13 protein-coding genes and 1 riboswitch are annotated in these 14,650 nt (G+C 42.2%); of the genes, 7 read left to right on the top strand and 6 right to left on the bottom strand.

The window, feature by feature from the left end; all coding sequences use genetic code 11:
- The first annotated feature begins 15 nt into the window (after window positions 1-15).
- Window positions 16-870: an envelope biogenesis factor ElyC gene (gene elyC / locus AC3CKG_RS10720; RefSeq protein WP_029223559.1), complete on the top strand. Its 855-nt coding sequence runs from the start codon at window positions 16-18 to the stop codon at window positions 868-870.
- Window positions 871-1,038: 168 nt separating this feature from the next.
- Here elyC and torR read toward each other — a convergent pair whose 3' ends face one another.
- Window positions 1,039-1,752 (bottom strand): two-component system response regulator TorR, encoded by a 714-nt coding sequence (torR, locus tag AC3CKG_RS10725; RefSeq protein ID WP_017105765.1) that lies wholly within the window; start codon window positions 1,750-1,752, stop codon window positions 1,039-1,041.
- 288 nt (window positions 1,753-2,040) lie between these two features.
- On the opposite strand from torR, the gene torD reads away from it, so the two are divergent.
- From torD to AC3CKG_RS10740, 3 genes are all read left to right on the top strand, one after another.
- A complete protein-coding gene (gene torD / locus AC3CKG_RS10730; protein ID WP_488528338.1) occupies window positions 2,041-2,688 on the top strand; it encodes a molecular chaperone TorD in 648 nt (215 codons plus the stop codon).
- A 317-nt stretch (window positions 2,689-3,005) separates the two neighbouring features.
- Complete coding sequence (gene purR / locus AC3CKG_RS10735) at window positions 3,006-4,010, top strand: HTH-type transcriptional repressor PurR (protein WP_017105767.1); 1,005 nt, start codon at window positions 3,006-3,008, stop codon at window positions 4,008-4,010.
- A gap of 170 nt (window positions 4,011-4,180) precedes the next feature.
- Window positions 4,181-4,266, top strand: a riboswitch (cyclic di-GMP riboswitch).
- 127 nt (window positions 4,267-4,393) lie between these two features.
- A complete protein-coding gene (locus AC3CKG_RS10740) occupies window positions 4,394-4,984 on the top strand; it encodes a TfoX/Sxy family DNA transformation protein (RefSeq protein WP_017105768.1) in 591 nt (196 codons plus the stop codon).
- 104 nt (window positions 4,985-5,088) lie between these two features.
- Here AC3CKG_RS10740 and AC3CKG_RS10745 read toward each other — a convergent pair whose 3' ends face one another.
- Window positions 5,089-5,448: a DUF3316 domain-containing protein gene (locus AC3CKG_RS10745; protein ID WP_017111049.1), complete on the bottom strand. Its 360-nt coding sequence runs from the start codon at window positions 5,446-5,448 to the stop codon at window positions 5,089-5,091.
- Window positions 5,449-5,827: 379 nt separating this feature from the next.
- Here AC3CKG_RS10745 and AC3CKG_RS10750 point away from each other — a divergent pair, with 379 nt between their 5' ends.
- Entirely contained in the window at window positions 5,828-6,508 is a 681-nt protein-coding gene (locus tag AC3CKG_RS10750; RefSeq protein ID WP_488528339.1) for a TVP38/TMEM64 family protein, read from the top strand.
- A 63-nt stretch (window positions 6,509-6,571) separates the two neighbouring features.
- Window positions 6,572-6,889 (top strand): putative signal transducing protein, encoded by a 318-nt coding sequence (locus AC3CKG_RS10755; RefSeq protein WP_102486407.1) that lies wholly within the window; start codon window positions 6,572-6,574, stop codon window positions 6,887-6,889.
- A gap of 115 nt (window positions 6,890-7,004) precedes the next feature.
- Here the strand turns inward: AC3CKG_RS10755 and AC3CKG_RS10760 are convergent, their stop codons facing one another.
- The 4 genes from AC3CKG_RS10760 to topA form a co-directional block, all read right to left on the bottom strand.
- Window positions 7,005-7,802, bottom strand: a complete 798-nt coding sequence (locus AC3CKG_RS10760) for an alpha/beta fold hydrolase (RefSeq protein ID WP_017105771.1) — start codon at window positions 7,800-7,802, stop codon at window positions 7,005-7,007.
- A 285-nt stretch (window positions 7,803-8,087) separates the two neighbouring features.
- Window positions 8,088-9,542 (bottom strand): glycogen synthase GlgA, encoded by a 1,455-nt coding sequence (glgA, locus tag AC3CKG_RS10765; RefSeq protein WP_102486405.1) that lies wholly within the window; start codon window positions 9,540-9,542, stop codon window positions 8,088-8,090.
- Entirely contained in the window at window positions 9,532-10,749 is a 1,218-nt protein-coding gene (glgC, locus tag AC3CKG_RS10770) for a glucose-1-phosphate adenylyltransferase (RefSeq protein ID WP_017111053.1), read from the bottom strand. The genes glgA and glgC overlap by 11 nt, the downstream gene beginning before the upstream one ends.
- A 535-nt stretch (window positions 10,750-11,284) precedes the next feature.
- On the bottom strand, window positions 11,285-13,915 hold the full coding sequence (topA, locus tag AC3CKG_RS10775) for a type I DNA topoisomerase (protein WP_102295208.1): 2,631 nt from the start codon (window positions 13,913-13,915) through the stop codon (window positions 11,285-11,287).
- A gap of 440 nt (window positions 13,916-14,355) precedes the next feature.
- Here topA and AC3CKG_RS10780 point away from each other — a divergent pair, with 440 nt between their 5' ends.
- Window positions 14,356-14,601 carry a YciN family protein gene (locus AC3CKG_RS10780; protein ID WP_017105775.1) on the top strand — a complete coding sequence of 82 codons (246 nt, stop codon included), beginning with the start codon at window positions 14,356-14,358 and terminating at the stop codon, window positions 14,599-14,601.
- Window positions 14,602-14,650 lie beyond the last annotated feature (49 nt).

Genomic DNA, 14,650 nt, shown 5'->3' on the forward strand with positions numbered 1-14,650 from the left:
TCGGACTATTCGGATATGTTTGAGCTGAAAAAAGTAGTGTCTTCGCTATTGATGCCACTGCCAGCAATGTTAATTCTCGCTTTTCTGGGTTTAGCCCTAGTGATGTTTACTACCAAAAGGAAGACTGGTTGCCTAATTACCCTTTCAGCCCTCTGTGGTATTTTCCTAATCGCTTTCCAACCAGTTTCTAGTCAACTTTTAATGCCAATGGAAAGGCAACACACTGCATTTTTACCCGTCGATGAAACCGTCGACTACGTAATGGTTCTCGGAAGTGGTCACGTCGTCGATGATCAAATACCACCCACATCTGAGCTTAGCCGCACAGGTTTAATGCGCTTAAGTGAAGGGATCCGCATTCTACGCCTCTACCCTGGTGCGAAACTTATTTTGTCTGGCTATGGGGCAGGCACTGAAGTAAGTAATGCAAGAATGATGGCTAAGGTCGCGCTAGCACTCGGTGTCGCAAAACCTGACATCATTCTGCTTGAAACCGCGAAAGATACGTGGGAAGAAGCTCGCCAAGCCGCTGCGTTCGTGAAAAACAAAAGAATGGTGCTCGTGACTTCAGCAAGCCACATGACTCGCGCACTGAATGAATTCAATGCCGCTGGTATGAAACCATTACCCGCTCCAACCAACTACCTTGCACAAGAAGGGATTGTTGAACCTTGGAATAAGTACATGCCAAAAGCACTCTATCTTGAACAAACAGAGCGTTACTGGCACGAAACGATGGGATTGGTTTGGCAGAGCCTACGTGATTGGCTAGACACAAGCAGCGACCCAGTTGAAGAACCGATTGTTCTTCCTGCTGCTTCTAGCTTAGTCGATGAAAACAGCGCAGCTTCTGCAGCGCAACCTCAATAAACTAAGCTAATCAGTAACTCTGCGAATGAGTAAAACTGAGTAACCTAGTAAGTTTCAGCTGTTCAATTCGTTAACGGTAAAAACCAAGTAATAAAAAGCCGAGGCATCAATGATACCTCGGCTTTTTTACGTTCAAATTTTGTTGCTGACTAGAACTCCCGAAGAGAATCAGTCACCAGCAAACATGTAACCTTCACCGTGAACCGTCACAAAGATTTGTGGGTTCTTAGGGTCAAACTCCATCTTCGCACGCATGCGACGGATTAACACGTCGATGGTTCGATCGTTTGGAGCATCCACTCGGTGGCTGATCATGTTCAAAATACGTTCACGACTTAACACTTGGTTAGGGTAAGACGAAAGCGCAACGAGCAGCTCATATTCTGCTTTAGTCAGCTTAACTGGCTCACCGTTTTTACTTAAAGCACGACGAGGGATATCAAACGTCCACTCACCAAAACGAACCACAGATTCGTCTTCAGCTTCAACTGCCGTACCAACCGCGGTTTTGCGAGCCGCAGCAATACGCCAAAGTAAGTTTTTAACTCGAACTAATAACTCGCGAAGTTCGAAGGGTTTAGTAACATAATCGTCTGCGCCCATTTCTAGGCCTACAATTTTGTCGATGCTATCCGTGCGTCCAGTAACTAAAATAATCCCAATGTCCGATTGACTGCGTAATTCGCGAGTTAGCATCAATCCATCTTCGCCTGGTAAGTTGATGTCTAGCATAATGAGATCAACGTTGTTTTCTTCCAACACGTTTCTCATCTGAGCGCCGCTTTCCGCTTCGCTCACTGTGTAACCTTCGTTCTGGAAATATCCAACCAGCTTACTTCGGGTTACCACATCATCTTCTACGACTAATACGTGATAGCTCATCTACACCACTTTTCTTATTTAATAGTTTCAGTAACCATTCTATTCATAACTAGTAACAATTCTAGTGGTACAGCAGATAAAAGCGAGAAACATGAATATTTTTTGATACAAGACAATCTAAAACCTTGCTATTTATCGTCCATCGCAATTCAATATAGGCATTACGACTAACGAGTCACTTTGCGTTTAGCAAATAACCTTGTTATTGAGCCTTGGTGTGCTTATACCCAAATGACTTCGCGATGCTTGGGTATATAAACATCACAAGACTAAATCAGGATCTATGAAATGAAAGATACGAAAGCATTCAACGAACAAAGAGCTGAAATCTATTGGTGGCTATCAAGCTTGTTCGCTAAAGAGCTCACACAAGAAGAACTCGACCACTACCACTCTGTTGAGATCCGTTCTTTCCTGACTGGTTTAGGCGAAAACGAAACACTCAAGCCTGCGATTGATAAACTGGTAGACGCATTGAACCGTCTACAAACACGTGAAGATGCCCAACTAGAGCTGTCTGCTGACTTTTGCGATCTATTTTTAAAGACAGATAAACATGGTGCTCTACCTTACGCTTCAATGTATATCGGCGAAACGGGTCTATTAAACGACAAGCCAGCTAAAGACATGGAAGAGATCATGGCTAAGCACAACTTGGTAGTTAACCAAGATCTGAAAGAGCCAGCAGACCACATTGCTATCGAACTTGATTTCCTTGGCAATCTCATCATCCGTTCAAATGACACTGAGCTTGAAGAAGAATTAGAAAAATCGTTCACTGTTCAACAGCAATTTATTGAACATCAAGTCCTTACTTGGGTACCAAAGTTCAACGTTAAATGTTGTGAGATCGATTCATTCGGTTTCTATGCATCTGTGGCAACTCTTCTCGTGGCCTTCTGTAATCTGGACACTCAGTATTTAGCGGGTGAATAAGATTCGCTGATGATTAAGTAAACAAATTCAATAGAATGTGACAATTCACCCAGATTTCTGGGTGAATTTTATTGCGAGTAATTTCTAGTCAGTCTAAAATTGTGACCGCAAACGATAAAATATGAAACATTCACGAAATGCTATGCTTATTTAAGTTCAGAGCATTTCGGTGTTAAGACAAGCCGCTCAATAGCGGTTTTTTGTTTTTTAGCACTTTAGTACCCCAAAGAGCCCTACAAATTTAAGCTCTTAGTTAGGTAGCTTAACGGCTACTTTATTCCGTACTTTGGGAAAGTAGCTTCTAATAGGATAAAACCATGGCCACTATAAAAGATGTCGCTCGCTTAGCAGGCGTATCAACTACCACCGTTTCTCACGTAATCAACAAAACACGTTTTGTTGCAGAAGCGACTCAAGAGAAAGTAAATAAAGCCGTAGACGAGTTAAACTACGCACCAAGTGCTGTAGCGCGTAGCTTGAAATGCAATTCAACACGCACTATCGGCATGCTAGTGACTCAATCAACAAACCTCTTCTTCTCTGAAGTAATCGATGGTGTTGAAAGCTACTGCTACCGTCAAGGTTACACTTTGATTCTGTGTAACACGGGTGGTATCTATGAGAAGCAACGTGACTACATTCGAATGCTTGCAGAAAAACGTGTAGATGGCATCTTGGTTATGTGTTCTGACTTAACAGAAGAACTTCGTGGCATGTTAGATCGCCATGCTGATATCCCAAAAGTTGTCATGGATTGGGGCCCAGAAACCTCTCAGGCTGATAAGATCATCGACAACTCTGAAGAAGGCGGCTATCTAGCAACCAAGTACTTGCTAGAACGTGGTCACACAAAGATTGCTTGTTTAAGTGGCCACTTAGACAAAGCAGCATGTGTAGAACGCATCGCGGGTTACAAACGCGCACTCAATGAAGCGAAGGTGGCAACCGACGAAAAGCTCATCATTGAAGGTAACTTTGAGTGTGATACCGCTGTACTTGCGGCTGATAAAATTGCTCAGATGGAAGATCGCCCTACCGCAGTGTTCTGTTTTAACGACACAATGGCACTTGGCCTAATGAGTCGCCTGCAGCAGCAAGGTATTCGTATTCCTGAAGATATTTCGGTTATCGGTTACGACAACATTGAACTTGCGGAATACTTCTCTCCACCATTGACGACGGTTCACCAACCTAAGCGTCGTGTTGGTAAAAATGCATTCGAAATTTTGTTGGAACGCATTAAAGATAAAGATCATGAAAAACGTGTCTTCGAAATGCACCCAGAAATTGTTGAGCGAAGCACGGTTAAAACGTTAAATTAATTGATAAATCGAGTTTAATTTCATTAAGCGCACCTTTGAGTGCGCTTTTTTTATAAGCAGATAAAATAAACCCAGTTGCATAACACCAAGATCATTAATTGAAGCAATATCACATTTTGAAATATCAGGTGTGAGCCTCATTCAACAAAAACTTTATTCTATTCAGTCAGTCACGCACAGGGCAAACCACTCGAAAGAGTGAGACGCAAAGCTTCCGGCCTAAACCACTCGTTGGTATGGTAGCGGGGTTACCGATGGCAAAATGCGGTAATTACTAACAATTTAGTAATTTACGGCTTATTGACAATTTAATTGCAACATTTTGCTAATCTCTCGGACCTGCTTATTTGGTGGCGTAGTTCAAATACACCGAGATAGATAACATGGATAAACCGATACTAAAGGACTCAATGAAATTATTTGAGCCCCTAGGAAAAATAAAGTCACGCTCAATGTTTGGTGGATTCGGGCTTTTTGCTGATGACACGATGTTTGCTCTGGTTGTTAACGACCAGTTGCACATAAGAGCGGACAAAGACACAACAAAGCAATTCGAGCAACAAGGGTTTCGACCATACGTCTACAAAAAACGTGGTTTCCCTGTCGTCACAAAGTATTTCGCATTGCCGGAAGGCTTGTGGCAAGACCAAGAAAAAATCTTGCAGCTTGCTACGACGTCTTTGGGGTTTGCTAAAGAAGAGAAAGCTGAGCAATCTTCTGCTAAGCCAACTCGATTAAAGGACCTCCCTAACCTTCGACTCGCTACCGAGCGTATGTTAAAAAAGGCCGGGATCGATTCTGTAGAATGTTTATATGAATCTGGCTCTGTAAACGCATTTAACGCCATCAAGGAATCACATGCTTCCTCTGTCAGCATTGAGCTGCTTTGGGCGCTAGAAGGTGCGATCAATGGTACTCATTGGTCTGTTATACCGCAGCAACGTCGTGAAGAGCTTATCAGTCGCGTCAATTAATATTGTCAGTTCAAACTATCTACATAACTAAGCCGCATTCTTGCGGCTTTTTTTATACAAAAAAAGTAGCTCTCCTTTAAGCTAGAGAGCTAGCACTGGACTGGCTAAAAAGATGGACGGTAATAATATTTGTAATCAACTTTTACCATGGGTACAAAATTGATGGTTCCTGAAGAATCCATAATCTCTTTGACTTTAATAGAACCATTCTTGATTTCAAAAGATCTCACGTCTACCTTTTCAGAAGCTTGAGGAAGAATGCGACTAAGCTCAAAAGATTCTTTAGTATTCAAATCTTGCCATATTTTCTTTCCGTCTTCATAGGCTTGGTTTTCAGTAGATACTGTTTCACCTTTGAATATTTTTGACTCAGCGGCAACCCGGTGGTAAACACCAGCACCTGTTGCTTGAAAAGAGATAAGACCTGCAGTCGCAATAACAGTAATCAATGATAAAAATTTCATAGCTAACTCCTTAGTTTTATGCCTGAATCATTATCGGAACAACCTTTACGTCTCGATTGTTACGTATATAGAACGTACCAAGACCAAATGTATTTCAAATTCCTGTCACTTTTTATAGCCTTAAAATTTATTAAATAGAATTTGTTCAAGCAAAACAACCTCCTACCTTAGAAAGAAAAACACATCAGATCTAACATGTGTTTAACGTCGAACCTATCTGTCATCGGCCCATTCAAGGTGAAGTAGTCAGATGTATTTATAAAAATGGTCAGCAATCAAAAGCAAACTGACAGTTTTTTTATATCTGTTGAAAGTTAATCTATGCTTTGCCTGTCTATCTATACTAATTGTATGCATTGAAAAATTAGAGGAAGTATCAATGAGTAATAAAATGATATTGGGTATCGTATTGGTCGTAACCATCATCCTGTTAGGCGTCAATTTCGGCCAATACCTAACACTTGAGAATGCGAAAGCTCAACAAGCTGTTTTGAATGACTACATCGAGAGCAATTTTATTGCTGCTGCTGCGATTTACTTCGTCGCCTATGTCATGATTACGGCTTTCTCAATTCCAGGCGCTGCGGTTGTTACGCTGTTAGGCGCTGCCTTGTTTGGTTTCTGGAACAGTTTACTGCTGGTATCTTTTGCAAGTGCTATTGGTGCAACCCTCGCCTTCTTAAGTAGCCGTTACCTGTTACGTGACTGGATCCAAACTAAGTTTGGTGACAAGTTAGCAACCATTAACAAGGGCGTTGAAAAAGACGGGGCATTTTACTTATTCTCTCTACGTCTGATTCCTGTCTTCCCATTTTTCCTTATCAACCTGTTAATGGGGTTAACCCCAATGTCGGTAACTCGTTACTACATCACAAGCCAAATAGGGATGTTGCCAGGTACTGCGGTTTTCTTGAATGCTGGTACTCAACTCGCAGAAATTGATTCACTTTCGGGTATCGTATCTCCTTCAGTACTATTGTCATTTGCCTTGTTGGGGGTATTCCCAATTATTGCTAAATGGTTGATGAGTAAGTTTCGCTCAGCACCTGTGGCTGACTAACGTGTATAGCGGAATAACGTATATAGCTGACTAAAAGCCAAAGCCGAATAAGGTTCTATTTCAATGAAAATCTTCAGTGCATCGAATCCTACAGAAGCCCATATCATCTGTGGATTGTTAGAAAGTGAGAATATTGCGTGTGAAGTCCGTGGTGAGGGCTTGTTCGGTTTGAAAGGGGAAATCCCATTCACTGAGGAAACTGACCCTTACGTATGGTTATATGAGCCAGAATTAGCCAGTAAAGCCCGTAAGATAGTCAATGACTACCAAAAACAGCAAGATTCGATCATCTATGAAGAGTGGCGTTGCGGTGAGTGCCATGAAGTCAATGAAGCGCAATTCGGTTCTTGTTGGCAATGTGGTGCTGCTTCTCCAGAGTAAGCGTCCAAGTAACAAACCATCGATACTCCTCCCTTAAAATAAAAACGGGAAGCTAATATTAGCTTCCCGTTTTTATTTAATTCGATTTATTAGTTCTGATAGCGAACCAAGATAATCACTGGATTTGTTTTTGAATAAACGCGATAGAACGTTGGTTGAACTCTTCAGGGTTTTCAACATTACACACATGTCCGCAATTCGCTATTTCCACTAACTCACTCGACTCGTGCGCTTCAACCATCTCTTTTACGGGCTTGATGAACATGTAGTCACGTTCTCCCATCAAATAAAGAGTCGGGATCGGCAACTCTCTATCTTTGAAGTACTTCATAAGAGGATTCACATCAGCGGTTAGGATGAACCAACGTTTAAATTCTTTTTGACACAGTTTTTTGGCTTCACGGATAAATAGATGACGAGATTCTTTTTGGCTTTTCTGCGGCATAACAACATAAGCAAAAAGGCTGTATAGCCACATGTATGGAATGATGTGCTTGCTTAAATTACCCAGCTTTATTAGTACTTGAGAGCGAGTATTAAGCTTAGTCACGGCACCACCGAGTACCATTGAACGCACACGCCCTGCAGCTAATTCCGCTACGTTGCGAACAATAATCGTCCCGAGAGACATACCAACGAAATGCGCTGAACGGATTTTTAGATGATCAAGTACTTTAAGGATATCGAGCGTGACCGATTTGAACGTATAGCGGTTCGTAATCAGGCCTTTAAGTATATTGTCTGACTTACCGTGCCCTCTCAGATCAATGAGAAGCAAGTTGAAATGTTGTTTATACGCTTTGATCTGTTTGAACCAGATTGAGGAGCTGCCCCCCGCGCCATGCACAAACACAACCCATTCATCGCTCGTAGGGTGAGTAAATGTTTTATGAAATAATAAACTCTCAGACATACCTATCGCTTTAATTATAATAATGGAGCTATGCCTCATGGTGAGGCGATGGCTAAGGATATCACGCTATTGAGCAGATTAAGTGATAATAGTGTCAAACCTACTATTAGTCATGTGAATACCTACCCTCCTTTTCTACCTAACTAAAATGAGTTTGCAAGTTTTGTCTGCGTAAACGTGATGTGATCTGACCAGAAAACAAAAAGGCACTCTAGTCTCAGAGCGCCTTCTTTCATTACAAACGATTACTAGCTGTCAACTTAATTTTAAAACTATTTCAGCGAGTTAAAGTGCCGAATGGTACATCGCAAGATATTCTTTAGCCGCATCTTCCCAACTAAAATCTTGCTGCATGGCATAAAGCTGAACACGCTTAATTTCAGATGGGTTTTGTGCGTAAAGCAGTAATGAGCGATGTAACACAGCCAATAACGCTTGTGGTGTCGGTTCATCAAAAGCAAACCCAGTAGCGATCTCAGGATCCTGATCGTAATCATTTACGCTGTCTTTTAAGCCACCTACAGATCGAACAATTGGTAAAGTACCGTAAGCCATGCTGTAGATTTGGTTTAAGCCACAAGGCTCAAATTCAGAAGGCATCAAGAAGAAATCAGAACCGGCTTCAACTAAATGAGCAAGTTCGTTATTGTAAGCTTCTACAAACGAGAATTTGTCTGAATGAAGTGCCGATAGCTCTTTCAACTGACTCGCTAAAACCGGATCACCAGTACCCACAATCACAATCTGCAAGTCGTTCTTCAAGAACTGTTCGATGACAGGCAATAAATAGTGAACACCTTTCTGATTAGTCAGACGACAAACCATGCCATAAACCGCACAATCGGTGACTGGCAGGCCAACATCTTGTTGCAATTTTTGCTTACAAGCTGATTTTCCGCGAACCATGCTGTGTTTGGTCGCTTTGTATTTGCGAGGCAGGAAAGCATCCGTTTCCGGATTCCAGGCACCGTAATCACAGCCATTCAGAATACCAAACAGGTCGTTAGATCTGTGTTGGAATTCAGCTGCCATACCATGGCTACCTAATTCCGTCTTCAGCTCTTGTGCATAAGTTGGACTAACTGCATTCACTTTATCTGCACACAATACACCCGCTTTCAGCATCGTCACGTGAGTATCACTTACGGCAGCTTCCGGAACATTATGGCTGTGCATTTCAGGCAAAGACTGCAACTCTTCGTAAGAAAACACGCCTTTAAAAACCGCATTGTGAATCGAGATTACGCTGCGTGTATTTTTAAAAAAGTCGTGTTGTTGATAACGAGACTTAAGCAAGAAGGGAACAAAACCCGTATGCCAATCATTGGCATGAACGATATCGGGCTGAAAGCCAAGTTTAGGAAGCATATCCAAACACGCAGCACTAAAGAACGAGAAACGCTCTCCGTTATCGGCATAAGCGTGATTATTTTCAGCGTACATTTCAGGGCGATCGAAATACTTGGCACATTCAATACCAAAAACTTGAACACCTTCGACACTCAATTTCTTAACTTGATAAGCGGTGTGAGGCCAATGATCCAGCTCGGTAGCCAAGATGACTTCTGCTGAATCAATGTTTGGGATGTTTCGATAAGCGGGGATGGTCACTCGAACGTCTTGTTCGAGTGTTTGTAACGCTTTAGGCAGTGCCTTGGCTACATCAGCCAAGCCACCACTTTTAATTAAGCCTTCAACTTCAGACGCTACAAAAAGTACCGAGAGAGTCTTAGTAACCAACTCGTGCTCCTTTAGAAATCACGACTACACCATCGTCAGATACGTGGTAATGCTTTTTATCTTCTGTCAGGTTTACGCCAATCTGAGTGCCTGGTGCAATGTCGGCATCTTTATCAATGATAACGCGACGTAGTATACAACCTTCTCCAACCTTCACATCACCCAGTAAGATACTCTCGCTGATATCACACGCTGATGCGATATTGCTGCGGAAACCCAACACACTCTTTTCAATGCGCGAACCACGAACATAACTACCGCTGCACACAAGGCTATCAATGATCTGAATTCGGCCATTTGCCGAGTCAGTAAAGGTAGCTGGTGGCAGTGGCGGATAATAAGTGTGTAGAGGCCATTTGCGGTTGTATAGCGAGAATGGCGCATCTTTCTTAAGAAGGTCCATATGAGCTTGCCAGTACGCGTCAATCGTACCTACATCGCGCCAGTACACTTCTTCTTTTTCACCGGTAATGCGGTTGGTGCTGAAGTCATAAACAAACACATCACCACGTGGGAACATGTTTGGAATAATATCTTTACCGAAATCGTGAGTTGAATCAGGCTTATCTGCATCTTCTGTTAGTTCGGCAAATAGCTCTTTTGCTTCGAACACGTAGTTGCCCATTGAAACGAGCGCAGATTCAGGATCGCCTGGAATCGGCTTCGGATTTGCAGGTTTCTCTTCAAAGCCAATCATACGGCCTTCAGCATCAACCTCGATAACACCGAATTCTGATGCTTCAGCAAGCGGCATGCGCAGTGCAGAAACGGTTAGTGCTGCTTTCTTCTCTTTATGGAAATCAAGCATCTGCTTGATGTCCATTTTGTAGATATGGTCAGAACCAAAAATACAGACTTGATCAGGTTCTTCCAACTCCATAAAGCCCATGTTTTGGTAGATAGCATCTGCTGTGCCTTCGTACCAACGCTTTCCTTTACGCATTTGCGCAGGAATAGGGTCAATGAAGCGATCTGTTATACCACTGATATTCCAACCTTTTTTCATATGGTGGAACAGTGATTGTGACTTGAATTGTGTTAATACATAGATCTTCATCAGATCAGCATTAACGAAGTTGTTCAAAGCGAAATCAATTAAGCGGTAGCTACCACCGAAAGGAACCGAGGGTTTGCTGCGAGATTCAGTTAAAGGTCTTAAGCGAGAGCCTTCACCACCAGCAAGAATCATTCCCAATACACCAGCCATTTTATTCTCCATATATTTATAGCTTGTCGATGTCAGTACTCGTAGAGGTATCTTCCTCTGGGGGATGAGCACTAACACTTGTTTCGGTACTTAACGAATATCTATTCACATACAGTGACAGTATCCTAAGCCAAACGTTGTTATGTGTGCACTATTCTTTGCACTTGGTTTGATATACGTTATCGACTTTCCTGTCGATTTCAATTTTTAATACGCCATTCTGTGTTACGCAAGCTTATTGCTTTCCTAAGACTTAAAGCAGCTCACATTACACCGCCTGAGCGAAACATTACATTAACACCCGGCACACATCAGGTATACAACTAAACACTGCTCTGTGACTTACAATATTTTAATTAAGTTACATTCTCGTTAAAGTTTCATAAGAAGATAATATAAATTTTTTAATTTATTTCACCCTGCGAATTTAATAAATCTCCACAAGTGAGACAGTAACGCATACAGTTGCATAATTACTCATATTTAGATCAAAAAAAGCAGCCTAATGGCTGCTTTTTTGATCAATAAAGTTCAATTACTTTTCTTTGGGCTTCTTACGTTTATCCGTTACTTCCCATTTGCCGTCGATATACAAAGCGGTCCAACCAGAAGGTTTTCCGTCTACTTCAGTTCGAACATAGTTTTCTTTGGTCTTACGACTAAAGCGAACTACTGCTGGCTTACCATCTGGATCAGCAGCAGGTGCTGATGCTAGGTATTGGAATTTAGGTGAAATACGGTCTTTAAAACGAACAAGCTCTTCCACCAATGGTGCACGGGTTTCACGTGATTTAGGGAAGTTACTCGCCGCCATAAACAAGCCAGAAGCACCATCTCGAAGAACAAAGTACGCGTCTGAGTTTTCACATGGAAGCTCAGGGAAGTGCACAGGGTCCTCTTTAGGTGGCGCAACTTCGCCGTTTTTCAGAATCTTACGAGTGTTTTTACAATCTTCACTCGTACAATCCATGTATTTACCAAAACGGCCATTTTTAAGAACCATGTCAGATCCACACTTGTCACACTCAACAAGTGGACCATCATAGCCCTTCACTTTGAACTCGCCGTGTTCAACCACATAACCTTCACAGTTAGGGTTGTTACCACATACGTGCATCTTACGCTTATCATCAATCAGATAAGCATCCATTGCCGTTTCACAGATAGGACAACGCTTTTTAGCTCGAAGTGCTGCGGTTTCAACGTCTTCTTCTAGAACGTTGATAATGCCTTCTTCATCACCAAGGTTGATCGTTGTCTTACAACGTTCTTTTGGTGGAAGAGCATAACCAGAACAACCTAGGAATACGCCTGTTGAAGCAGTACGAATACCCATTTTACGGCTACAAGTTGGACACTCAATATCGGTTTCAACGATATGGTTTGGCTTCATGCCACCCGCATCTTCATCGAGATCCGCTTGCTCTAGGTCGCCAGTAAAGTCAGTGAAGAAGTTATCTAGAACGCCTTTCCAGCTCGCTTCGCCTTCTGCGATTTGGTCTAACTTTTGCTCCATACGAGCTGTAAAGTCATAGTTCATTAGGTCATTGAAGCTGCCATCTAGACGGTCAGTAACAATTTCACCCATTTTTTCAGCATAGAAACGACGCTGTTCAACTTTCACATAGCCACGATCTTGAATCGTCGAGATGATTGACGCGTAAGTTGACGGACGACCAATACCGCGCTTCTCTAGTTCTTTAACCAATGCAGCTTCAGTGAAACGTGCTGGTGGCTTAGTGAAGTGCTGTTTAGGGTCTAGAGCAATCAGGTCAAGCTTATCGCCAATTTGAACTGCAGGAAGAATAGTATCTTCGTTCTTACCCATTGGACGTTGAACGCGAGTCCAACCATCAAATTTAAGAATACGACCTTTCGCTTTCAGCGTGTACTCATCCGCTTTAACACTTACTGTTGTTGAATCGTATTGCGCTGGCGTCATTTGACACGCGACGAATTGATTCCAAATCAGCGAGTAAAGCTTGTGAGCATCAGCATCAACACCATTTAAGTCTTCAGACTTCACATCAACGCTTGAAGGACGAATCGCTTCGTGGGCTTCTTGTGCGCCCTCTTTGCTACCGTAAACAAGTGCTTTAGCTGGCAAATATTGCGCACCAAACTCAGAACCGATGTATTCACGTGCGGCCTCTACAGCCTCTGAACTCAAGTTAGTCGAGTCAGTACGCATATAAGTGATGTAACCCGCCTCATAGAGACGCTGAGCCAACATCATGGTTTTCTTTACGCCGTAGCCAAGACGCGTACTCGCAGCTTGTTGCAACGTTGACGTAATGTAAGGGGCAGACGGCTTACTCTTCGTTGGGCGGTCTTCACGTTTACATACTTCATATTGAGCTTTGTCTAATACACTGACGGCAGCTAAAGTTTGCGCTTCGTTTACCGGTCTGAAAGCAACACCATCTTTTTGTGCAACTTGCAGTCTAAAATCTGTTTTATCCGTCGTTTTAGTATCAGCATGCACATCCCAGAACTCTTCAGGGATAAAGGCATTAATCTCGCGCTCACGCTCAACCAGTAGTTTTACAGCTACCGATTGAACACGGCCAGCAGATAGGCCTCGTGCTACTTTTTTCCAAAGCAGAGGTGACACCATAAAGCCCACAACACGGTCCATAAAACGTCGTGCTTGCTGTGCGTTTACACCATCGATGTTTAGCTCACCTGGAGTCTCGAAAGCTTGCTGAATAGCATTTTTAGTAATTTCGTTAAAAACCACTCGTTTGTATCGCGTTTCATCGCCACCGATGATCTCACGAAGGTGCCATGCGATAGCTTCTCCTTCGCGATCCAAATCGGTTGCGAGATAAACATGGTCTGCGTTCTCAGCCAGTTTTTGCAATTCAGCAACGACTTTCTCTTTACCAGGTAGAATTTGGTAGTTCGCTTCCCACTCATTGTATGGGTTGATACCCATTTTTTTAATAAGCGCTTTACGATCTTTTTCTTTCTTGATACGAGCTTTATCTTCTGGGCTCATACCCTTGGTTGAAACTGCAGTAGCCTTTTTACCGGTGCTTTGACCTGCCGTTGGTAAATCACGTACGTGACCTACACTCGACTTAACGACAAAGTCTTTGCCAAGATATTTATTGATGGTTTTAGCCTTGGCCGGCGACTCCACTATAACTAGCGATTTACCCATATTGACTCTAACGTCCTTAATCACGATGCTTCAGCACCAACAATTTAACTTGTGGGCTTTTACGCATGATATTCTAAATTCATTACTTCTTTTTTTACTATTGTGCGAGATTACTAGAAGATCAACCGCTTTTTTCAAAATTGGATCTGATCGGTCGACAAATCGACGACTCAGCGGATAAAAGGGTCACAATGTAAAAAAGCGATAAAGTACTCACGAAGAATACTTGCAAGAGCCTATTCATCAGGCATTACGTATAAACGCGGTCATACTAAGCTTGTCCGCGAATCTAACGCGAGCCCCATTCAATTATTTTTGTCATAAATCACAAAATAAATGATGGAGATTCGAAAAGACTCTCTTATTCGGTTGTGAAATCATTGAATTTCTAGTGCTACACAATAAACTCAACGATATATTCAGTTATCAGAGATGAACTCATGACAAAGAAAGTAATAGCAGAATTTGATTTACTGCTTATCGCAAACCAAATTATCCAATCACATGATGACTACATTGAAGGCATGCGCACAAACAGCGTAGTAGAAAAAGACGACGTACTCGTCTTTAAGGGTGAATACTTCTTAGACAGCAACGGATTGCCAACAGAGAATACAACCGCAGTATTTAACATGTTTAAATACTTAGCGCACCATCTTTCAAAAGAATTTACGCTTCAGCAATAATGAAAAAGCTTGCCATTTAGGCAAGCTTTTTACTTCCTGAATCTCTATA

The organism is Vibrio sp. QJM3NY_15 (assembly GCF_057785995.1).